Origin of the sequence: Halobacterium sp. MBLA0001, assembly GCF_049705385.1 — an archaeon.
Taxonomy (GTDB): Archaea; Halobacteriota; Halobacteria; order Halobacteriales; family Halobacteriaceae; genus Halobacterium; species Halobacterium salinarum.
Genome location: NZ_JBNAMQ010000007.1, coordinates 847,962 through 871,017 on the forward strand (window position 1 = coordinate 847,962; position 23,056 = coordinate 871,017).

13 protein-coding genes are annotated in these 23,056 nt (G+C 57.2%); 8 read left to right on the forward strand and 5 right to left on the reverse strand.

The genetic code is table 11. The annotated features are described in order from the left end of the window. The first annotated feature begins 421 nt into the window (after positions 1–421). The gene (locus ACOZ32_RS05580; protein WP_424335065.1) at positions 422–1,849 is read left to right on the forward strand and encodes a hypothetical protein; all 1,428 of its coding nucleotides are present in this window, start codon (positions 422–424) and stop codon (positions 1,847–1,849) included. Between the two features lie 139 nt (positions 1,850–1,988). On the opposite strand, the gene ACOZ32_RS05585 is transcribed toward ACOZ32_RS05580, so the two are convergent. Further along, positions 1,989–3,158, reverse strand: a complete 1,170-nt coding sequence (locus tag ACOZ32_RS05585; protein WP_285255186.1) for an ISH3 family transposase — start codon at positions 3,156–3,158, stop codon at positions 1,989–1,991. Between the two features lie 74 nt (positions 3,159–3,232). Between ACOZ32_RS05585 and ACOZ32_RS05590 the strand changes: the two genes are divergently transcribed. Both ACOZ32_RS05590 and ACOZ32_RS05595 read left to right on the forward strand, forming a co-directional pair. After that, positions 3,233–4,459, forward strand: a complete 1,227-nt coding sequence (locus ACOZ32_RS05590) for an AAA family ATPase (RefSeq protein ID WP_424335066.1) — start codon at positions 3,233–3,235, stop codon at positions 4,457–4,459. A gap of 162 nt (positions 4,460–4,621) precedes the next feature. Continuing rightward, complete coding sequence (locus tag ACOZ32_RS05595) at positions 4,622–5,860, forward strand: hypothetical protein (protein WP_424335067.1); 1,239 nt, start codon at positions 4,622–4,624, stop codon at positions 5,858–5,860. Positions 5,861–5,884: 24 nt separating this feature from the next. Here the strand turns inward: ACOZ32_RS05595 and ACOZ32_RS05600 are convergent, their stop codons facing one another. Continuing rightward, positions 5,885–7,294: a PD-(D/E)XK nuclease family protein gene (locus tag ACOZ32_RS05600; RefSeq protein WP_424335068.1), complete on the reverse strand. Its 1,410-nt coding sequence runs from the start codon at positions 7,292–7,294 to the stop codon at positions 5,885–5,887. Between the two features lie 241 nt (positions 7,295–7,535). Here ACOZ32_RS05600 and ACOZ32_RS05605 point away from each other — a divergent pair, with 241 nt between their 5' ends. The 5 genes from ACOZ32_RS05605 to ACOZ32_RS05625 all read left to right on the forward strand — a co-directional run bounded on the left by ACOZ32_RS05605 (position 7,536) and on the right by ACOZ32_RS05625 (position 18,270). Further along, positions 7,536–9,494, forward strand: a complete 1,959-nt coding sequence (locus tag ACOZ32_RS05605) for a DNA helicase UvrD (RefSeq protein ID WP_135829597.1) — start codon at positions 7,536–7,538, stop codon at positions 9,492–9,494. Further along, positions 9,491–10,393, forward strand: a complete 903-nt coding sequence (locus tag ACOZ32_RS05610; RefSeq protein WP_135829598.1) for a RecB family exonuclease — start codon at positions 9,491–9,493, stop codon at positions 10,391–10,393. Before ACOZ32_RS05605 ends, ACOZ32_RS05610 begins: the two co-directional genes overlap by 4 nt. Beyond that, complete coding sequence (locus ACOZ32_RS05615) at positions 10,390–13,845, forward strand: ATP-dependent helicase (protein ID WP_135829599.1); 3,456 nt, start codon at positions 10,390–10,392, stop codon at positions 13,843–13,845. Before ACOZ32_RS05610 ends, ACOZ32_RS05615 begins: the two co-directional genes overlap by 4 nt. A 175-nt stretch (positions 13,846–14,020) precedes the next feature. Continuing rightward, on the forward strand, positions 14,021–15,412 hold the full coding sequence (locus tag ACOZ32_RS05620) for an ATP-binding protein (RefSeq protein ID WP_135829600.1): 1,392 nt from the start codon (positions 14,021–14,023) through the stop codon (positions 15,410–15,412). Positions 15,413–16,062: 650 nt separating this feature from the next. After that, positions 16,063–18,270, forward strand: a complete 2,208-nt coding sequence (locus ACOZ32_RS05625; protein WP_424335069.1) for an Eco57I restriction-modification methylase domain-containing protein — start codon at positions 16,063–16,065, stop codon at positions 18,268–18,270. A gap of 67 nt (positions 18,271–18,337) precedes the next feature. Here ACOZ32_RS05625 and ACOZ32_RS05630 read toward each other — a convergent pair whose 3' ends face one another. The 3 genes from ACOZ32_RS05630 to ACOZ32_RS05640 form a co-directional block, all read right to left on the reverse strand. Further along, positions 18,338–20,614, reverse strand: a complete 2,277-nt coding sequence (locus ACOZ32_RS05630; RefSeq protein ID WP_424335070.1) for a hypothetical protein — start codon at positions 20,612–20,614, stop codon at positions 18,338–18,340. A gap of 382 nt (positions 20,615–20,996) precedes the next feature. Beyond that, on the reverse strand, positions 20,997–21,872 hold the full coding sequence (locus ACOZ32_RS05635) for a hypothetical protein (RefSeq protein ID WP_424335071.1): 876 nt from the start codon (positions 21,870–21,872) through the stop codon (positions 20,997–20,999). Continuing rightward, positions 21,873–22,829 carry a winged helix-turn-helix transcriptional regulator gene (locus tag ACOZ32_RS05640; RefSeq protein ID WP_135829603.1) on the reverse strand — a complete coding sequence of 319 codons (957 nt, stop codon included), beginning with the start codon at positions 22,827–22,829 and terminating at the stop codon, positions 21,873–21,875. It lies immediately after the preceding gene. Positions 22,830–23,056 lie beyond the last annotated feature (227 nt).

Here is a 23,056-nt window from a genome sequence, read left to right on the forward strand (position 1 = left end):
CCTGGTAAATACGCCAATTACGTCCTCTTCGTGCTCTATGCCCAAGGTTACCAAGATCACGAAGAGGCCCCCTCTACATTGAAGCATACAGGGCCGCGGCATGGTTCATTGACCAACATGTTACGTGCGATGTGAGTGACGACGTCGAAGCGACCATCACGACATCTACGCTCAAGGCGTTATACAACGTCGTTGCCGAGCACCGCGGCCGCCGAACCCCAGGCCTAGAATACGCAGCGGAGGTGGTGATCATAGACTGGCATCTTGGAATTCTGCCGGTAACTCAGATGGTGAACTTGCGAACGACTGGGCCCGTTGGACGATACTTACCCCACCCACGAGAGTCCCTGTGGCCAGAATGACTCCTCGTCGTATTTTCGTTGGGGTACGTTTAAGCGAGTAGATGAGACAGTGTTGATGAATGAGTGAATCGTCTTCTGAGATTGTGTTTGATGGAATCGATGATGTTGTTGATCGGTTTGTTGAGGTGTGGGATGCTGGTGGGTATGAGGAAGATGCGGCGTCGCCTGTTGGGTGGGAAACGTGGAAATGGGATTATCAGCGGCATTTGGAAGCAGAATTCTTAGCGGACACGGAGGTGACGGAGTTATCGCAGAGTGATGTTCCGGTGCTGCTTGAAGTGCTTGATGAGCAGGTGAGTATCGACACGAAAATTCCAGCGTATATGTTAGGTGGTGGGCAGAATGGCGGTGTAGCGTGGCATGAGTTCAAAGAGGTTTCTGAAGCGGACGTCGAAGCAACTGCCGATACGCTTTCGTTTTTCTTTGATCCGACTGAAGATCTCGTAGAGCGGTTAGACCGGTTTCGGGAGTTCTACGCGGATGTGGAAGCTGGGAGTGCGCCTGGTTCGCTGCTTGGACTCGGTGGGTGTCTTCTGATGTTTGTCCATCCGGATCAGTATGTTCACTACAAGTGGACGCAGATGCGGGATTTCTTCGGTGAGTTCGCGGACTACAAGGTGAATCAAGGGTTCGATGCGCGTCAGTATCAGGAATTAAACGAGGCGTGTGCGCAACTGTTAACGCGGCTTGAAGGGCGGGTGGAGGACCCGTCGATGCTGCACGTCCAAACGATGATTTGGAGTTGGAGCGATCTTCTCGCTCCTGACGCAGTCGAACCCGATGCATTACCTGACGTCGCGGACGACATCGATTTTTATTGGGTGAATCAAACGCACGACGAAGAATTAGATGGGGAGTATCTTCGGTCAACGGATACGAAGTGGCAACGCGATCTCACAGTTTTGGATCCGGGGGATGTCGTTTTCCACTACGCGAATCAGGAGATCCGTGCGTGTTCAGTCGTTGAGGCGGAAGCGTATCAGGATGAATTCGACGGTGAACAACACTTCTTCGTCGATCTGTCGACAGACCGATTAAGTGATCCAGTGCCGCTAAACGAGATTCGGGACGGGCTGCTTGATCCGGAGGTCCGGCAGGAGAAAACCAGGTACCCATTGAATGACGCTGGGAAGGTGTTGCAGGCGTATCTTTGCCACCTCACACCGGATGCTGGTGCATTTCTTTTGGACGCAGCAGGAATAGAACCGCCGGAGCCGGAAGGGGAAACGCAGTACTTCTGGGTGAATGCTGAGGCAACTGACTGGCATCAAGAGGGCGGTGAGTCGTTTTATCAGGTGACAAATTCAGCTGGTGAAACGCGACGGAATCTGGAGGCGTATCAGGAGGCGATGCCAGGGGATCAGGTATTAATATATCAGATTGCGCCGGTGAAGGAGATTGTCGGGCGAGCGCATGTTGTGCGTGGATTACACGAGGAGGCTCAGTACCTCACAAAGCATCCGGAGCTAACTGATGCTGGATCGTGAGTTACCGACGAACCAAAGCTGGATTTGTGTTCTGAAGATCCATTCCGACGACGAGAGACGGGAAGCCGTCGCGTCGGCGGCAATCGCCGCCGACAGCGACGGCGTTGCCACTGATCGGCAAGGCGTACTCGATTACTAGTTACCGGTGAAACCGGTCGTCCGGTGGACGATTCGCGGGGACGGACCGACGCACTGCGAGGGCCGTCCACGCTGCCCGGGTCACCATATCGATGAACTCTTCGAAGGGCCACCACCAGAGGCGACGCCCGCCTCGGCGGGGCGTCGCCACGTACTCCCAGTGCAAGAACCGCCAGACATTCTGAATCAGGAGGCTGAGAACAACGAACAACAGCCGTCTCGTGGGATCTTGCGTTGTCGTCGAGATAATCGTTGACTCGGAGAGGCGATAGCTCGCTTCGATCCCGAAGCGTTTGCTGTAGTGGGATCGAGCCTGTCGTGGCTCGTCGATGAACGGCGCGTCGACGGCGTAGCCGTGACGCGCCACCCCATGCTCATCGTATCGACCATTCTTGTAGGTACAGTCGATCATCACCGGAAATTCGACGGTCCACTCGTGTTCGCCATAGGACGTCGTGAGATCGTGAGTGATCTCACGACTCCAGCCCTGGGTGAGTTCGGTCTTGATCTTCTTGCCCCACGAAATGACCGGGACGATGTACGCGAAATTGTGCGCTTGGAGTAACGTGAGACACTTCCCGTCGTAGAAGCCGCTATCGAGATAGACCGCTTTGACGTCGAACTCGAAGCTATCGATCAGTCCAAGAAACTCGGCGAGGACATCGCTGGCGGTGTCGCCGTCGGTGAGACGGCGCACCGCCAAGGTGTATCGCTTGTTGTTCACGCGTGCGTAGAGCGTGGCGTAGGCGTGGAACGCAGTCGTTCCTGCTTTGGCCTCGTTGTAGTAGAGGCCGTCTGTCTCGTCTTCGTCACCGTAGTAGGGCCGCAGGTGGAGGTCAGCAGCGACCTCCACCTGCTCAGGGAGGGTTTCGAGAACATCCTGTTGGAGGAGCGTGTTCCCGGTAGATTCGACGGTTTCGAGGTCGAACTTGGTCCGGAGATGATGAAGAACACCGTTGCCAGAGGGAGCGTCTTCGCTCTTCTCGCAGAGGGTGGATATCGAGGTCCCGTCGGCGGTCGCGCCGACGAGGACCTCGAAGATGTCCTCTGGGTCGATTTCTGCGTTCTCACCAAGATCTAGCGTGAATGCGCTGGTGAGAACGTTGACGAGAAAGTTAAGGAGCTGGTCTTCGTGGATTTCACTGTCCGCTTGCTCTGTTTGTTTGGTCACAACTCAGCAAGCGGACTTCTCAACTAACGGCTTTGTGAAGTACTGAGGCTTCCACGTCCGGTAATTCTGAACCCGTGGAAGGCATCACGCTCCAATGGGAGAAGTCATTAGATGGAGCAAGTTGGCGGGATGTGAAGTCAGACGCGGAGTTAGATGGAAGCCGACTCGTTGAATCTGACAACAGCTTCGTCATCACGCAACTCACAGAGGGTGAGTACGACCGGATTCTGGAGTTATGCGAGATGACGCGGTTTGATGACTTCGCTTCGGAGCTTACGGTCCCGGACTCGGAGATCGCGGTTGAGCAGGAGCACTTGCATTTCCCGGAGGAGGAATGGGATCGAATTCAGTCACGGGTGGAACAAGCGTTGGCAAACGGGAATCACGTTTTGTTGTTCGGCCCACCGGGCACGGGGAAGACAAAGCTGGCACGGCAAGTGTGTGAGGCGACAGTCGGGGAAAACAAATACGAGCTCGTGACAGCGTCGGCTGATTGGTCGACGTTCGACACGGTCGGCGGGTATCAAACGACCACGCAGAACACGCTTGAATTCGGGCCGGGAGTTGTGTTGGACCGGTTCCAAGCAGATGGCGACGGGACACCAGCGAATGAGTGGTTGGTCATCGACGAACTCAACCGGGCAGATATCGACAAGGCATTCGGGTCGTTGTTCTCGGCATTGACGGGAGAGAGCGTCACGTTACCGTTCGATGACGCTGCCGGGGATCCGATTGAAATCCTCGACGCGTCCCGCAGCCACGAGGATATCGGCCAGAACCGGTTTTTCATCCCTGAGGACTGGCGGATGCTGGCGACGATGAACACGCTCGACAAGACGTCGCTGTACGAGATGAGTTACGCGTTTATGCGGCGCTGGGCGTTCGTCCCCGTTGGAATTCCTGATCTGCCTGCCCGTGAGGATGGTGATGATTCTGCACTCAAATCACTTGTCGCGGACTATGTCGCAGTCTGGGCGGCAAACGGTGGAGTGCCGGAAGCAGACCAGCACTACGAGACGGTCGGGCGTATCTGGCGAGCGGTTAATGAACAGCGAGCCATCGGGCCAGCCATCGTTGAAGACATTTATGAACACGTTGCAGCCGCTCCCTCAACGGAGACTGCGGATTATGTTTCGCCGATCATTATGTACGTGTTTCCGCAGTTGGAAGGGCTGCGGCGAAACGAGTTAGAGCAGCTGATCGGGGCGCTTGACGAGATTGTTGACGACGAGACTGGTGAGTTGTGGACAGTCGCACGTGATTTCTTCCAGATTGACCTGCAGCCGGGTGGGGGAGAGTAACTGAAAATGGCGAAGACGACTGAAGAGGCGTTGTTGGGAGAGATTGCCGACGATTTTCAGACGTATCTCCGGAAAGGCGTTCGATTCGATCGAGTCATCGGGTCGGCGCACGCGGACCTGGATATCGACGACATCGAAACGCTGCTTCGGATTCACTTCGTCTTGACCGATGCTGAAGACGACAGCTCGGAAGTCGGTGTCCTGGATTTTATGCGGCAGTTGGAAGATCGGATTCGGCAGATGAAGACGACAACCGCTCCGGAGTCGTTCCAGTACCGTGGTGAGATCCGCGGACAGATCGACTGGCAGGGAACGGTGAAGACACGGGCACGCGCTGGTCGGCTGGATGAGCCGCTGTTTGTGTGTACGCAGCCTGAAGAGCACTATAACATCGACGAGAATCTCGTGCTGAAACGGTTACTGACGATTATTCACGAGATCGTTACGGATGACCTTGCGTACGCGCTGGACAACTCGGAGGGGTATGACTGGCTGAACGAGTGGGTGATGCCGCACACAGGTGGGAGTGGTCGGGGTGTAGAGTCAGCAGCGGAGATGCTTGACCGGATTTACGAGCAGAACATCTACCTGCAGCGGATCAACGTCGCTGATACCGATATCACAGACAGGACCATCGAGTCAGTCAAGCGCTCGCGCTCGCAGTTCTATCAGGATGCAGCGGTCTTGCTGGATCGGTATCGGCAGTTGATGAACCACGAGTTGGACAGCACCGAAGCGCGCGATATATTGAATCACACACTCATTGCGCCAGCGAACACGGACACGCTGTTCGAACTGTACTGGGTGTTCCGCGTACTTGATTCGTACGAGGGCGTGGAGTATCGGGTGTTGACTGACAGTCGAGATAGTCCGTCGACGATCGCTACGTGGGAGCAGGACGGGTCACGATTCGTCTTGTCTCACGATGCGACCGGTCAAGGGCTTTCATTCAGTGAATCAATCGGCTCTGAAGATATCGAGCCTGACGGGTACTTGAACCGTATGAACGAGGTGCTCTCCCGATGGCAAACGATCTCTGAGGATCTGCTTGGGCGTGGCGGCAGTGATTCACTGTGGGGTGGCCGTCCTGATATTGTTCTTGAGCGATACCGGGAGACAGAGGCTGGTGGGACGGAACTTGAGCAAGTGTTCCTTGGTGAAGTGAAGTACACGCAGAACACCGACTATGTTGCAACCGGGCTCCGGGAACTACTGGAGTACATGGCGTTTGTCAAACAGTCGGCGACGGACGAGTACGTTGAATCCGCAGAAGACCTCTTGGAGTCAGTCGATGTCAAGGGGCTGCTGTTCGTCGACGAGTTAGCCCGCGAAACACCAGCTAGCCGCGACGAAGACGTGAAAATCATTCAGTATCCGGAGTCACCAGGACCGGTGTTGTAAGCCTGCACGACACGAGCTTCGAACTCAGTTTTGTTGGGAACTCATTGTGATCTGGGTGTCGTAGACCTCTGCGACGGCGTCAGTGTAGATGTCGTCGAGGATAGCGATTAGTTTGGGGTTCTCAACGACGAGGTCAGTGAATCCTTCTTCGAGGGCCGCGATATAGGCCGCGAAAAAGTCATCATACTCGTCGGGAGCGATATCGTACTCTGCTGATATCATATTGCGTTTGTTGCCGGTGAGACTGGCAGTATCCGGCAGCGTGGCCTCGATAGCATCGGTTTGCGCATCGAAGTGGTCAGAAACAGCATCGATGAAGGATTGATCGTTGGCCCCCATGTTTCGGAAATACAGTGTGAGCGTGTTGTCTCGGAGGGCTTGCTCACGGTCGTTTTCGAGGCGGTGGTGGAATCCGATTCTGGCATCGTTCCGATTGTCGGGTCGCTCGTGGAGCACGTCTGAGAGGTCATCGGTGTGTCGCCACCAGCCGTGTTTGAAGATCATCCCCCAATCGGAACTCGTTGAGCGGAACCACCAGTCCCCGACAGCGTCGTTCGGACACTCGAATAATACGTGGTAGTCGCTCTCCGAGCGGATCGATCCGTGATCGGCGGTGACGAGACGGTCAGAAAGGCGAGAGGGCCAGTTATGAGAGAACGTCTCCCACTGGTTCTCGAATGTGGCCGTTACGTCAGCGATGGCCTCGTAGTGGTCGAGATACAGTTCGATCTTCTCGTCAACGTTGTCGGTGGGGTCTGACATACCTGTGATGGATCGAATATCGTCAGCGAATTCGTGAAGTTGTACGACTGTTCGTTGTGGGTACCGTGGTGCGTTATCGACAATAAAGTCGGTCAGGACGGTTTCGACGAAGGCTGTCCACGTCCAGTTACTGAATTCTGGATCGTTCGCGTCTGGTCGGTCCCCTTGATGTAGATAGAGATAGTACGCGCCAGACTCGTAGTCGTCCTTCGGAACACCGTCGATGTGCGTAACGTCCTGTCGATAGAACTCCGTTTGCGTGTCCTCAGCAGAGAATTTGAGTTCGACCAGAAGGAACCATTCGTTCGGGACTTGAATTGCCAGGTCGACGAATCCTGACGATACTGTTTCTCCGTCGGCCTGCTCAGTGAGCCGTACTTGATCGTCGACAACGACGTCTGAGAGATCGTGGATATCCTCCTCGAACCCACACGTGTCGGGTAGGCCATTGAGAAATACGCGGAGAAATTCCGAGTTCATCCGGTGTGGCTGCTCCTGGTCGAGGAAATATGCGAAGAGGCGGTTGATGTACACCTCGGCCTTCCGTTGTGTTCCTAACGAGTACTCGATCACATCCATCAGTGACCGAGGTGTCTCGGGAACCGCGGTGAGTTGCTCCCATCGGCGTGTGAACGTCTTCAACTCCCGCCGCAAGTCATCTGTCTCAGTCATACCATCATCTCCGGACAACTCAACGCGGAGGTATAGACGCTTTGCCAACAAACTGCCCGACCAGATGGAGAGAACTAGCGGAAGTAGGGGTACTCTTATGACAGAATCAACCAACGTTTCTAATTATCCGAGGTTCGATTCCGTGTCACTATCATCTGTTTACCAGCAGTTCACCGGAACGTTAGTTACAGTACCGTTCGGGGGCGAAAACGTCGAACGGACAGCGCGAAACGAATACCGGATGCTTCTCAACGAGCACGATTCTGAGGATGTGCTCGTCATCACCGGTGCGCCGACGAGCGCAGACACGTTCCGTGAAGCGTTAGGTGAGGAACTGCCGGGCGCGGCGACGCCGTACGTGACGTCGTCGGTGGTGCACGCGACCGATGTCCTCAACCAGACCGATGACCGCGTCATTCTCTCCGACGCCCTACGGCGGGAACTCCTGTACCGGTTCCTCGCAGACTACGAGTGGGAAACGGAGTACCTCCAACGGGCGTCTGCGCAACCGTCGTTCATAGAGGACGTGGATGCCGTGATGGGCACGATCTCCTGGCAGACGGTCACGCCTGACGATACTCCAGAACTCCGTGACATCACGGCTGCGCTCGACGCGTTCCACGAGTGGCTCGCCGATCACGGGCACATGGAACGCGGGCAACTCATCTCGGAAGCGCTCGATGTCCTCACCGGGGATGCCCGCGACGAGGTCGTTGATTTCGACGCGGTGCTCGCGGTCGAGTTTGAAGAGTTCTTCCCGCTTGATCGCGCGTATCTCGACGCGCTCGCGGGAGACTGCGAGCTTGTCTGTGTCGCCGAAGAGAACGCGAGTGTGCGCCGGACGTGGGTCGAGACAGGGCCAGTCACGGACTACGTCTCGTTCAGCGAGTCCCGACTCGGGGCATCGGGGACGCCGTCGACGCGACCAGCTGCGACGGCAGCTTATTTCGCCGACGAAACGGTCCCGGAAGATCCGGAAAACGGGTCGGTGTCCGTCCTCGCTACAGACTCCAGCGACGAACAACTCGCTGAGATTGCGAACGAGATTGAAGAGCTCGTCGTGCAGCCGGACTGGGGGTACGACGACATCGCTGTCGCCACGAAGCAAAGTGGTAGTGCTGTGACGGACATTATCGAAGCGTTCGAAGGCACCGGGATTCCGACGGAATCGACAACTGTCACGGGGTTCGGTGACGACCCCGCGATTCGGGAACTCCTGGCGGCCGTTCGGCATCTCGCTGACGAGGAAGATGATGTTCCCGAGCACGGTCCAGAGCTCGACACGGACCGCTTAGACCGTGTCAGCGAGACGGAGAGCCTCGAAGACGCGATTCGCTGGTGGGCAACGGACTCCGGGTTAAAAGAGCGGATCGCGGAGCGGGCGGCCCCGTTGGATGCACGGGCGCAGTTCGGGAACGTCCGGCGGGCGTTCCGCATGGCCGAGTTCCTCGAAGAGACCGAGTTCGTGGATGCGACGTGGGAGTCGTTCAAGGAGATGCTGGAACGCGCTCACGAGTACGCACCGCAGCAGAATCAGACGAGTGCGACGGATCTCAACGGCGGCGTCCGCGTCGATCACTTGCAAGCGATCAAGAACGAGTCGTTCCGCGCGGTGTTCCTCGTGAATCTCGTCGACAGCGAGTACCCCGGCGACCCGTTCCTAACACGGTTGTTCCCGAGCGAGCGAGTCGCGTCGATGCCAGACTACCCTGGCGTAACGGAACTGGATGGAGCGGACGTGGATGCGACGTTCCCGACGACGTCGACAGCGTCAGGACGACCGTTCGCGCAGTACCACACGGAGCACGCGCGGCGACGGCTGGCTGTCGGTGCTGGCGCGGCGACAGAGCGGCTCTACTGTTGTCTCTACGAGTACGAAGACACGGCGCTCGAAGAGCGTACGCAGGCATCGCGGTTCCTCACAGCAGCGTATGCTGATCTTCCGTGGGTGACCGAGGCCGATGAGCCACACATTACGAGTGAGAAAGCGGCGGAGCAGTACCTGCTGTCGCGGGTCGACGACGCGCTCGCGGAGGTGCGCCGCGCGAACAGTCAGGACGTGGCGGTGTCGCTTGACGAGGTCGAAGCGGAACTCGGTGAGATTCAGGACCTGCTCGAACAAAGCGGCTCCCGAGGAGACGAGCTCCGAGAAGCGTTGCGTGCACGTGTCGAATTCGCTAACGGGGAGGTGCGGCGATGAGTTCGTCGCTCTCCCCGTCGCGGTTAGCGAACTACGCGACGTGTCCGCGGCTGTACGACTACCGCTACGCGCAAGACGTGAACGCGCCGGACCGTACAGAACTGTATCTCAACCAAGGAACGATCTACCACGAGACTATCGAGGACGTGTGTGATGCGACTGACCGCGATGACGACCCGGAGACGATACACAACCGGGCGATGCAGGTCTTCGATGCAAAATGGGACGAACACAGTACCCCGGACGACTACGAATCCGCTGCGCATCAGGAATACCAGCGAGCTGAGAACCGCGCTGCCATCGCGTCATTCTTCGATCCGGACGGCGGTGACGGGATCGAGCACGCTCGCTACTCGGTCGCCACGGAATGTTGGGTGGAGTGCGAAGTGGATGGTCGAGAACTCCACGGGAAAGCTGACAACGTCGTCCGGACTGATGACGGGCTGCACATTTTCGACTACAAGCGGAACACGGACGGGGTTCTTTCGTCGGGGACGGCCGAGTACCTTGGCGACCATTTCGACGGAGAAGCCCACGAACCGAAGCGAGTCCGGAACGCGTTCCAAACGGCGACATACGTCGAAGGCGTGAAGAACGAACCGTTCTACGAGGACGGGATGGAGGTTCGATTCAGTTTCTACGGGATCCTCAACAGCACGTCGTTCGAGAGCACCCCGAACGGATACGACGTGTCCGCGCGTGGCTGGCCTCGGGAAACCACGGAAATCTACGAGAACCACTACGACACGATCTGGGCGCTCATCCGGGATGCCCACGATGGCATCACGGGTGAGACGTACGAGCCGGAACCGCTCGACCTTATTACTGAGGAGGCGTGCCCGGACTGCGACTATCGAGAGATGTGTGCTGACCGACTGTCCACGGAGGTGCAACGATGAGCGACGAGTCCGAGTACCCGTCTTGGTTCCCGGTGCCGGAAGAAGACGTGTCCCCAGAGCCGCAACAGCGGACAATCATCAACTCCGATGCGTACCCGATGCGTGTGCTCGCAGGAGCAGGAACGGGCAAGACGTTCACGATGGTGCGGAAGATCGAGCACCTCATCGACGAGGAAGACGTTTCGCCAGACCGGATTCTCGCGTTGACGTTCACGAACAACGCGGCGGACTCGATGCGGGAGAAGCTTAACGCGAAACTCGGGACAGCGGGGTACGACATCGACGCGTACACGTACCACTCGATCTGTAACGAGATTCTCACTGACTACGCCTACGAAGCCGGGATCGACCCGGACTTCGAGGTCGCCACGGACGCCGAGAAGTACGCTATTGTGCTGGATGTTCTGGACGACATCGAGTACCGGTCGGTCAAACCCAACGTGTACGGCAGCGACGGGTACGCGTCCGGAGCTGCGTCGAAGCTGCTCAGCTTTATCGGGTCGATGAAGCGCAGCGGCATCTCGCCAGACGACATCGACGCGTTCCTCGGGCCCGCCGACCGCGTCTACGATCTCGCCGACCTGCCGGAACGCATCGAAACGATTGCCAGCGATCATCTCGGCGGCCGGTCCGTGTCGAGCGTGCTGGATTCACTCCCCGATGTGCGCGATGAGCTCGCCGCGGAACGCGATGCATTGGGTACGGACGGGATCGAAGCCAGTGCTCGGGATTTCCTCGACCGGCTCGTCGATTTGTGTGATGCGCTTGAAACCGCGTTCGAGGCCCACCAGAATGGCGAGCGTGATCTGCCAGACAACGCGTATAAACTCCCGAAGTACCTGTTTGGAGGGTACGCAAGCGGTGCTCCGAAAGGGATCCCGGACGATTTGGATCTTGAACTCACGGACCACCTCGACTCGTTCGTTTCCGACTGTCTTGCTGCCCGAGATCTCACTGCCGGGTACGCTGCGTACGAGCGAGAACTGGACGAGCGCAATCTCATTGACTTCGACGGCCTGGTGGTCGAGACGGCTGCGCTGATGGACTCGCCGGTTGGTGAGGAAATCGCCGAGCGCTGGGACTACGTATTCTGCGACGAGTTCCAAGACACGGATCGCCTTCAGTTCGACCTCGTCACGTCACTCGTCACCGACGATAATCTGTTCGTCGTCGGGGACGACGATCAGGCGATCTACGAATGGCGCGGCGCGAACGTCGCTAATATCACCGACGAACTGGACCAAGCGTTTGCGGCGCTCACGGACGAACCGCTGGAGGAGAACTTCCGTTCCCGTCAGCCGATTCTCAACCTAGCGAACGAGGCGATTCAGAAACTCGACCACCGTGAACAGCACAAGACGCTCACTCGCGTCGATGAACCCGCATACGACGGAGATACCGTCGTTACCGTCGAACTACCGGACGAAGACGACGACTCGGACGGTGCAGCCCAACTTCGTACTGTCGTACAGAATTTACTGACCGGTGTAGCAGACAACCTCGATGAGACGTACGATCCAGGCGACATCGCGTTACTCGTTCGGAAGCACGCCCACGCGACACCTGTCATCGAGGAATTCGAAGATGCTGGCATCCCGTACCAGGTTGCTGGCGATCTGGCCACGGAATCAGTCGGCGTCGGAACCGTCACTGCCTACCTGAAGGCGCTGGCCCGACCGGAAGACGAGGTGAGTTGGAATCGCGTCCTCCTGATGCGGTACCGGCTCTGCGATGCGGATCTCCGTACGCTCAACGTGGGCGACGACCCGCTCGTGGACACGCTCCGCGAGACTCCGCTCAACGAGTTCGCGGAACCCGACCGCGTCGCAGAAGCCCGCGAACACGTCACAGAGCTCCTCGCCATCCGTGATTCGGCGTCGCTCAGTCACCTGTACCGCGAACTCATGGACATCACGAACATCGAGTGGTACCTCAGCGAACAGGAGCGCCGGGATCTTGCCCAGCTGGAGGACGTCATCGAACAGTACGGGGACAGTGCTGTCCAACCACCGCTCACCCCGGAGTTCATCGACTCGCTGGAACACTACGACTCCCTGTTCGACGAGAGTGGCACCACACCCACGAGTCAGCCGGACGTCGCTGACGACGCGGTCAACGTGATGACCATCCACAAAAGCAAGGGCCTGGACTTCCCGGTTGTCCTCATCCCGCAAATCACGGCTGATGAATGGGCCCCGAGCTCACGTACGTACGACGCGCTCGAAACCAGCCTCTCGGATGGTGCGGAAGCAGCGTTCGCGCAGGACTTCGTCGAGCGGGATGCTCGTGAGACCCGTCGCGTGTTCCACGTCGGGATCACGCGTGCCGAGGACATCCTTGTCCTGCAGGGTGGCAGCGAGGAAGGAGACGATGCTGCGGACGAGGATTCGGTTTCGGAAGTGGTCGGCGAGATTCTCCCATCTCGAATCACTTGGCAGCCAGAGCGAGGACATCTCCCGCTCTGGACCGATGTCCAAGAGTGTCTCCCGGACGACGCAGTAGACTGGACGAACACGCTGGCCAGCGAGACTGTCGGAAATATCGGCGGTACCGTCAGGCACGATGGGGAAGAGCTAGCGGTTAAGATTGCGCGCGATCGCGTGCTAAACCTGGCAACGGCCACCCTCGACGGGAATCTCTCACCGAGAGCCGAGCGGGAGATACTCCGGGTTACGTCGCTGACTGGCCCGTCGACACCGTCGCCGTCGCTTTCCCACAGCTACACGTCACTGGCGGCCTACGAGGAATGCCCGCGAAGTCACTACTTGGACTACGTAGTCAACGCATTTCCCGATTACCAGGAAACCACAAGTGACGCCGGGGGTGGCGTGTCGCAACGTACAATCGGGTTGTTGTTCCACGACACCGCTGAGCAAGCTGCGAATCAAGACGTGGAACGCCGTGAGGAATGGTACGAGATTTGCGGACGACTTGCCAGTCAGCGCCGCGCTGAGGACGCGCTCCCGGCGGCAAAACAGTGCATCGACCGGTATTTCGAGTTAGATCTTCCCAGCTACGAGGTCATTGACGCGGAGCGAGAGTTCGAACTCAATATCGATGGGCACGAACTCGTCGGCTATATTGACGCCGTCTACCGGACGCCTGACGACGAACTGGTCGTCATCGACTACAAGGCAACCGAACGCCACCGCGACCTACAGGACGACAAACAACTCCCAATCTACCTGTTAGCGTGCCGTGACCTGTACGATGAGCCTGTCGCACGTGCGGGATACGCCTATGTCGGAGACATCGGTCCAAAAGTCGAATCCCGAGCGTTCAGCGACGGTGACCTGGCGGCGGTCAGGGACGACGTGACGGCGTCGATGAACCGCATTGCTGAGTTCTCGTTCGGTCGGTACACTGCTGGTGAGCACTGTCAGTGGTGTCAACACAACCAACTAGCCTGCGCGCCAGATTCGTTCACTGTCGGTCCAGGATTTGAGGAGTGACCAGTCGGAACCGCGCGATTGAACTGACGGCCGGTATTCCCGTCTCTTCAGCCCTGTTTCGCTTGGATCTTTCACCAGGCTTGGTTCGGTACTTTGTTCGCAGTCCGAGCAACTCTCGGTTGGGCCCGGTTGACCGAATGTTTAAGTCATTATCGTAGTAATCATTACCCAGAGTATGACCTTCTACGACCGGGAGGCGGAACTCGATACCCTCACCGACGCGGTGGAGTCCCCAGGTGCGGACTTCATCGTTGTTTACGGGCGACGTCGAGTTGGGAAGACGGAACTCCTCAAAGAGTTCTGCGCCAATCGTCCCCACATTTATTTCCTCGCTGCGCAGGAGGCCGAACATCGACAGCGAGAGAAGTTCCTCGACCAAATCGCAGACCACTTCGACGAGCGCGTCCCGAGAATCGACGGGTGGGACGAGGCGTTCGAGTACCTCGGGGAGCAACTCCAGCGTGAGGATCTTATCGTCGTCATTGACGAGTTCCCGTATCTCGTCGAAGAGAACGACTCGCTCCCATCGTACGTGCAAGGGTTCGTCGACCAGGAACTCGATGGGACGGATTCGATGCTCGTACTCTGTGGGTCGAGCGTGAGTACGATGGAGTCAGAGATCCTGGGACACGAGAGCCCACTCTACGGGCGACGAACGGCGCAACTTGACGTGACGCCGTTTTCGTTTCACCAGGCCCGAGAAGTCATCTCGTACGACATCCAGGATACGATTCGGTCGTATGCCGTCACGGGTGGTACCCCGATGTATCTCACACTGTTCGACTACTCGCAGTCGCTCGCGGCGAATATTCAGTCGCACGTACTGTCACCGTCTGCGGTGCTGTATAACGAACCCGAGTTCCTCCTGCGAACTGAACTTCGAAACCCAGCTCGGTACATGAGCATCCTCGAAGCAGTCGCACTGGGCCATACGACGCCGAACGAAATCTCCGGCGCAACAGGGATCGATTCGGGACCGCTCTCGAAGTATCTCCAGACACTTCGCCGACTACGGCTCATCGAACGAAATGTTCCAGTCACGGCCTCGGGGAAGAAATCCAAGCGGTCGCGGTACCAGGTTGCCGATGAGTTCCTTCGGTTCTGGTTTCGGTACGTCGAGCCGAATCGATCCAGTATCGAGGAAGCACCAGAGATCGTGTACGACGGGACGATTGAGCCGGACCTCCCAACGCACGTCGCAACCACGTTCGAGGACGTGTGTCAAGAAACCGTCTGGGAAGGGATTCGACGCGGGACATTCGACCCGTACTCGGAAGTCGGTCGCTGGTGGTACGCCGAGGAAGAGATCGATATCGTCGGGCTGGCACCGAACGACGACCGAGTCCTCCTTGCCGAATGTAAGTGGACGACTGAGCCAGTTGGGGAAAGCCTCGTCGAGAGCCTGCGAGCGAAGGCGGAGCACGTCCGATGGGGACCGCCGGATCGAGACGAGCAATTCGCCCTGTTCTCGAAAAACGGATTCGTCGACGGCCTCGAAGCACAACTCGATAACTCGTGGTCCTTGTTCACCGTATCGGACATCGATGACCTACTCACACCGTCTTGAGCACTCTGACACCAACCCTAGAGAACGTCAAACAAGCAGAACGAACCGCTGACGAAGGACGCGACATCCTCATGGACGAAGTCGTTGATGGACCTCGATGGGACACGACGTAGTTCGCTGTTCACGACTGTTTTCGAAAGTGCGGGTCGAGAGCTGTTTGCCATTTCTTTGTTCAGCGATTCAGCGTCGTCGGTCGTACGTATTCGTGTGGCACTCTGCTGACGAGGTTCGGAGTTCGACGAAAACTCTAAAAATCCCGTTGGTCGTCGGGTGATCAATCTGAGAGTGACTTTCGGATTGTTTCTGTCTTGTCGACGGAAGGTCCTCGCGCGGTGCTGGGATTACAAAAATTTCGTCGACAGATCCTCGCAGATCGGTTCGCGCGCGCGGTAGTCTGGGCTCTATTTTGCCACTGACTCTCGGCGTTCTGATCATGCAATTGTTATTATCGGCGGTATAGTCGTGCTGTCAGTAGGATGTCTACGCTGTGAATGCGAATTTGGCTTCTAACGGCCTATAGCGTTGAAACCTCGGACTCAGCGGACGAGGCTTTATATAGGGGTGGTTCATGATGGCAGGCTACCCCGATGTTGAATGAAACGAACCTTCGACGCTGCCGGACTGAAACCTCGGTAGATCCGGAATTAGCCGTGACTGAGCCGGACATAGCAAATGTATCGCCGATAACTCCGACTGCGCCAGATCCCCTGTGGATAAACAAGGATCACAGGATACCCGAGTTCAGCCGGTCAGTTGACACCGACCACCTCGCCGAGATCATCACAACGGTAGCTGATCGACTCGCACCAGCTCTCGCTGAGATCCCAGACTCACTCCACGAACGAGTCGATACGTGGTGTCTGTCTCACGGATACAATGATGCGACTACCAGTACCAGGAGACGCCTCGTCGCCCGCCAGGCCGTCCTCAACCGGTTGCTAAAGGCCACCGTGTATGAGTGGCATCATCGACGTGGTGAGTTGCCGGAGTTCCCTGCCGATACGTGGGAGATAACACAAAGTGTTGCAGAGGTTGGGGCGAATCCAGGTTTCGGAGAGTGCGTGTTGGATTACTTTCTTCTCCATGTCGATGAATCGGAGATGGAGGTCATCGACGAGAATCGAGATCGGTTGCTTGCGTCCACGCAACCCGCGGAAGACATCGGTCGCCTCTACGAGGCAGTAATTCCGAAAAAATACCGACAATCGCTCAGTCAGTTCAGGACACCACCTGACATCGGTCAGTTGATGCGGTTATGGGCAGGGGAAAGCGACAACACCGTCGTCGATCCTGGGATGGGCGCTGGCGTCCTATCGAGCCCGTTTCATCCGGACTGGCGATTGAGTACCGATTCAGCACGCGTAATCGGGATTGATCAGAGCCAGCTCGCCCTCCTTATGGGAAGCACTGCGCTGACCTTGTACGGGCAACCACACGAACTGCTTGAAACAGATTTCCTCAATATCCCACCTTCGGATCTGCAGCAAGATCTGGATGGGATCGTCTGTAACCCACCGTACACGAAGGGAGATTCACTCCCGGATTGGTACAAAGAACGGATTAACACGCAACTGGAGAAGACCACAGGACTCGAAATCAGTGCTCGGTCACCGCTCTATGCCTACTTTATATACCACTCACGCGCTTTCCTGTCGCCGAGCGATCGTGCGGCCTTCATCACCCCGCAAAGCTTCCTCAGCAACCGATACGGAGAGTCACTCAAACAGTTCCTCCTCGACAACTACGCAATCAAAGCCTTCGTACAATTCAACCCGGAGAGCTACTGTGTCTTCGATAACGCCGACACGACCGCTCTGCTCACGTTCTTAGAAGCGAAGCCGGATAGTGAGACAGGTGGCGAGACCCGCTTCATTCGTGTTGACGAGAAGATCGAGTCGAAGACGATCCGTGACGCAGTCGAGAACGGCGAACCGGGGGAAACTGAGTGGGGAATCATCAACCGTGTCCCACAATCCGAACTTTGCCCTGAGAAGAACTGGCAGGCCCTGTTCGACCCTGTCGAGATCGATACGAGTCACCTCCCGACTCTTGGGACACTCCTCACCATCCACCGCGGGCCAACAACAGGCGAAGTCAATCTCTTCTGCTTGTCACAGCAGGAAGTCGATGAGAACAATCTCGACGAACGCCACCTGTCGCGGATCGTCCGTAAGCCGAGTCAGATAGATGGATACGACTATCAGGAAGCCGACTGGAAGGAAGCACGCGAGAAGGGAGAAGAAGTCTGGCTCCTAGACCCAGACCGGATACCCGAAGTGCCGAATACGATTGCGGAGTTCAAACAGGAGGTCTCGAAAGCGGCAAGAAGGGAAGCGCGTGAGGGATCCGTCATTAGGGATGGGTACTCGGAAGTGCGAGAGTATCTTCGAGAGGGTGTAATTGAGTACGGGCTTAGTGACACGAGCACGTTCTCGAACCGTCCGTACTGGTACCGACCTCGACGAAAAGACCCAACTCGCGTCCTTGTTCAAAATGCGAGCCGGGATCAGTTCAAGTTCATCCTGAACGAAACAGATATTCGACACACGAGCGCTTGCTACGGCTTCTACGACATCACGCTTTCTGAGACCGAACTGAAAGCGTTACTGGCGTACCTCAATAGCCACGTCTTCGAAGAGGTTGTTCGTGAGTACAAGCAAACGCGGGATGGGGGGTTCGACAAAATCGAGCCGGATCAATTGGAACAGGTTCCGGCGATTGATCCACCGAAGATGAGCGGTGAAACGGTGAATACGCTGGCTGGCCTGTTCGACGAACTGCGGCAGACAACACGAAAGAACGACGACTGCAACCCAGTACTGGATCGTATCAATGTAGTTCTTCAGCAAGAACTCTGACTTGACCAAGAACAGGGCTGGTACTTTCGAGTAACAATCTCTGTGATGTCGCTAACTGAGAGGTCAGTTACCTACCAAGCAATCGCGCGATGAAGCCAGTTGATTCACTATCGTTCCCGTTGTCTTCTGGACCTCTATTCTGCTGAGAAATCTCAGATCCTGTTTCAGCAGCACCATTCAGTAGCTCATCAACCGAGTACCCGATCCACTCAGCGAATTCCTCTGGCGCGCCGATGTAGACACTAGTAGAAGACTTCTCGGACATGAACCGCTTGGGGAGACGCTTCTCGTAGTCGTACACCTCGTATTCTTCGCGGTCGAAGTCGGCCGTGATGGCGTTCGGTTCTGGTTCGAACGTGACACGGCCGCCTTGGATGTCCCGCTGCCACTTCAACCGCCCCGTGTCGTACGTCTTCTCGGCCGGCTCGTCAGCGGGGAAGTACTCGGGTTGCTCTCGACCGGCTTCGTCGTAGAATTCGCGGACAATACGGCGGACGTCTTCGATAGTGCCGTTCCCGTCGGTCCACGGTTGTTCGGTAAGCATTCGGCGAGCCACGTAACTGAAGATCGGGTTCTGCCGTTCCAGTACGCTTGACAGGTCTTGTTGCGCTTCGCGGAAGCCTGGGTCCTCCGGGTTGGAGGGGAAGGAGACGTCCATGCTCAGGATTTTCATCCGGTTCCGGAACTCGGATTTCGGGAGCGCGTCGTTGGTCGTGAAGATAAGGCACGGCTGATCGACGCTGGTGGGCGTCCAGTCCCCCCAGTAGTTTCGGATCGGGCTCCACCGCTGGATCTTCTCTTTCTCCGCGTCGATGATGGCGTACGGGAAGCACGTGTCCCACTCGCGGACGCCGCGGACTTCCTTGACGCCGACGTCGTCTGCGTCTACCCCGGAGATGACCGTGTTGTCGGAGACGAGTCGCAGGATGTACTCGGTGAGTTTGTCCTTCCCCGCGTCGCTCTTCCCTTCGATGTAGAGGTGCTGCAGGACGTTGTCCAGCGTCCGTGACGGTGACGACAGTGCCTCGGCGTACTGGTTGGCGAACGGGGCCCAGAACCCGTAGAGGAACGCCTCGTACATCTGCGCCATCACTGCGGTCTCGGATTGCGTGTGACCGTGGTTCTGGACGGTCTCGATGTAGTCTTCGATGGTTTTGAGGCAATGATCCAAGACTTCGGGGGTCGGCTCGTCGGTGGCGACGAGAATCATCTCATCGTCCTCACCGATCACGACTTGCTCTGACTCTGGGAGGACGGACATCGTCGGGATGGACGTCGATTCCTTGACCTGGTTGTTGTACGCGCTCAGCGGCGCGGTGATGCTGTGGTCCTCAACGGTCGCGCCACGGTCGCGGAGCCCGGCCCCGAACTCGTCTGCAGTGTCTTTGTCCACCTTGCTGGTTCCCATCCGTATCTTCTCGTCGGGCGCACGAACCCGCGGCCGGTCGAGTCCATCCGTCAACCCCGTCTCGTGATCTGACTCAACGAGTCCGACATCCGGAGACTCGTCCTCGTCCGGAGCATTGGGTGAGTCGTCCTCGTCCGAGGAGTCCTCTGGTTCGATGACGTTGCGGTCGGCGTTCTCGGGGTCTTCGACAAACGCGACTGTCTCCTCGGCCTCCTCAGGGTCGTCAACGACGGCGGTAACCTGATCAGCGACGTCTTTCAGGTCCTCGACGGCGTCCTGATTCAGGGCAGCAGTGTCGCTCACGTCAAGGTCACCCGCACCAACCCAGTACTCGATACGGTTCTCCCGCTCTTCCGCTGAATCGGCCTCCTCCAGTGCTTCGACAAGCCCTTCGAGGAGTGTCTGGTCGCTGTACCCGTCACGGTACTCGTCGATGAACCGCTCGAACTCCTCGTCCAGTTCGGTCCCGACATCGGTCGTAATGACGGAGATCTGGTTCGTGTGGTACTCCCAAGAGTTCCGTGAGAGGTTCGCTGACCCTTGGACGAGCTTCACCGTGTCGTCCGGCATCACGATTCGGTAAATCTTCGAGTGGACTGTCTTCCGGTTCTTCAATCGAATCGTGAGTCGGTCGTCCTGTCGCAGTCGCACGAGCGACCTCGCTGTCGATACTTCGCTCACCTGGTCAGCGTAGTCTTCGGCGTTCCCGATGAGTACGTCCAGTGAACCAATGTCGTACTCGGTCAGCATCTTCACCATCAGATCGGGCGTTTCCGCGTACGTCACGGCATCCACGTGACGAGCGCCTGCGAACAGATCAAGAAAGTCAGCGCGCTCTTTCACCATCGCCAGACGGTATTCTGCAGCACCGGAGCCGTAGAATTCCGGCATATCTGCGAATCGGTCGAACGAGATATTCGCTGTCAGTTCGTCCATACACACGGCAGCAGTCTGAAACGAATAAAACCGTGCCGCAGGGCGGTAGTAGAATATACGTAGCCGACACTTGGTGACACTTCGACAGCGATGAACGAGACGGACATATTCCCCCGCCCGGAGACGAGGAAATCCCACGGCACTACACCGCTGGATTGGATTGTTAATACGTAGGTTGGTTCTGGTCGCGTTCCGTCCATGATCGCTATCAGTACCTCGATATCGGATCTCCGCTGGGAGTACTAACGTTCGGCAGAATGTACGTACACACGTACTTGTGGACGTACACATGGATGTACACAAGTACGTACCCAGAGACGTACTGCCGAACGCTTGCCATCCTCATCCCAGTGCCGTCACTGAGAGATTCGAAAGCACCGAGTTAGTTGGACGAGGGGTGAACAGTATCCCCTTCTCGGCCAAGAATTTCCTTTTCGACGAGACGATCGATCCCAGCAGACACCGCCTCCTCGTCGCCAACGGAGAGCTCTCGGATGTTCGAAAGAACACGTTCGCTGATCGCGCGTGGACTCCGAAGACCCTCATCGACCGCTTCCAAGATACCGTACTCAACTTCGAATTCGGTTGCGAACTCCGACACGCGATCCGTAAACGAGGATGGCAGCCCGGAAAGCGACTGTACAGCCACCTCGATAGTAAATAACGGGTGAGATTGATTACGGATATGCGTCGCTTCAATTGACCCCGTATTGAACGGGCGCTGTTCCTCAATCTCGTTGAGGATCTCCTCGTAGGCGAGTCCACGCTGCGCGTACGTCCGCATATCCTCAATGTCGCGTCGTCTGCCAGCCCCTAAGTCGCCACCGGACACTGCCTTCAACAAGAACAAATCCTCATCAGCGAGCACGTACGCCGTTGCATACTCCCCTGTCCAGAACTCGTCCGCCCGGTCGTGCATGCTCTCTGTGATCCAGACTTTCCCGACAACCTGTTGCTCGAACAAGTCAACCCGAAACCCGCGGCCAGGATGGTAGAGCTCAACCGTTTTTCCAACCCCTTCGAATGACGCGGTCGGCTCACCCGTCACCTGAAACCCTTGTTCTCGAAGGGCGTGATAGACGTGTTCGAATTCGGTTGGCACGCCGAGAGCCAAGTCGATATCTTCGGTTTGGTCTTTCAGCCCGCGAACTGTCATTGCAGACCCGCCAAGGAGGTACACGTCCACCGATTCTGAGAGCCACTCGTCAAACTCGGCAAGAAACGTCTTGATGGCCTCCTCGCCACTAAAGACGGTCATTTATACGACTCCATACTGATCTTTCAGCGCCGCGTATTCTTGAGCACTCGGCAAGGGACTTCCCGCCTCCATCTCATCGGCGGCGTCAGTGCCTTCGTCTATAAGACGATACATCCGGGGTATCATTGAGTCCAGACCGTACCAAGTCGCAGTCTCGGTGAGTGTTTCCTGTTCGATTCGTTCCTGTTCGATGAGCAGCATCGCGTAGCTCACGCGTCGGGAGTCAGTGTTGAGGACGAGCGTATGGCAAACGATGTCTGCAAGGGTGAGATCGTCGTCTGGCGCGTACCAGAAGGCGGGTTCTCCTGCAAGGAAGAACTGCAGGCCGTACGCCTGGAATTCCGCTAATCCAGTCACGTCCCAGTCGTCGGCGTTCTGGAGTTTCTCCGCGTCTTCGGAGGTTTGTACTTGGACGAGCGCGCGTTTCGGGTCACACCACGCAATTGTGGCACTGGGCGCGAGTCGCCGAACACGGTTGCGGTGGCCATGCCTGACGACGGTGTTGGCGAATTCGAGTAAGGGGTGAAGGTCGTCGGCGAGTGCGTACTCTGGGCCGGCGGGAGCGAGCATCGCTCGGTTCTTCAACGGGGATAACGCCTTGTGGACAGCCTGTCGCGTAATTCCTAATCGGTCAGCGATCGTGGTGATGCGGCGTGGTTCATCAAGGTACCAGCAGACCTGTATCGTGGCCGGTGAGAGGAGGTCCGCCCAGTCCACGTGCCCGAGGTTCGATGTTAGGTCCCGGTACGCTTCGACAATCGGGTCGTCAGAGGCGCGCAGGACACGCTGGTTGTGCTGCGCTCGGGACTCGTCCAGTACCCCTTTGTCGAGTAAGTCGTCAACGACGCGGTAGACCTGCTTGCGACTATACCCGGTTTCTGCGGCCAGCTCTTGTGCGGTTGCGTCCGCCCCGGAACTCAGCACGTCTAGAATAGCGAGCCCGGCCTTCGTAAGCATCCTTGTAAACTATATTGTCTTAACAGTTAAAAGAGTTTCCGCATTTTAGTTTACAACCAGCCTCTATACCGTCGGAATCCCCCGGGTGAAGGATTGTGACTTCCAGCCTCTTCTCAGTTGGAACACAGACGAGAATCCGCGCGGGACGCGAAGAGTACCGAGTCGAGTTTAACGAATTGGTCGTGAGGGAATCCGAGGGGGTCGCCCACGCACCGCTCCGTGGGCAT

Excerpts from the sequence above, each read along its gene's own strand:
- ACOZ32_RS05620 (WP_135829600.1), top strand. The coding sequence starts at position 14,021 with ATGACCTTCTACGACCGGGAGGCGGAACTCGATACCCTCACCGACGCG.
- ACOZ32_RS05615 (WP_135829599.1), top strand. The coding sequence starts at position 10,390 with ATGAGCGACGAGTCCGAGTACCCGTCTTGGTTCCCGGTGCCGGAAGAA.
- ACOZ32_RS05600 (WP_424335068.1), bottom strand. The coding sequence starts at position 7,294 with ATGACTGAGACAGATGACTTGCGGCGGGAGTTGAAGACGTTCACACGC.
- ACOZ32_RS05630 (WP_424335070.1), bottom strand. The coding sequence starts at position 20,614 with ATGGACGAACTGACAGCGAATATCTCGTTCGACCGATTCGCAGATATG.
- ACOZ32_RS05640 (WP_135829603.1), bottom strand. The coding sequence starts at position 22,829 with ATGCTTACGAAGGCCGGGCTCGCTATTCTAGACGTGCTGAGTTCCGGG.
- ACOZ32_RS05635 (WP_424335071.1), bottom strand. The coding sequence starts at position 21,872 with ATGACCGTCTTTAGTGGCGAGGAGGCCATCAAGACGTTTCTTGCCGAG.
- ACOZ32_RS05605 (WP_135829597.1), top strand. The coding sequence starts at position 7,536 with ATGCTTCTCAACGAGCACGATTCTGAGGATGTGCTCGTCATCACCGGT.
- ACOZ32_RS05580 (WP_424335065.1), top strand. The coding sequence starts at position 422 with ATGAGTGAATCGTCTTCTGAGATTGTGTTTGATGGAATCGATGATGTT.
- ACOZ32_RS05610 (WP_135829598.1), top strand. The coding sequence starts at position 9,491 with ATGAGTTCGTCGCTCTCCCCGTCGCGGTTAGCGAACTACGCGACGTGT.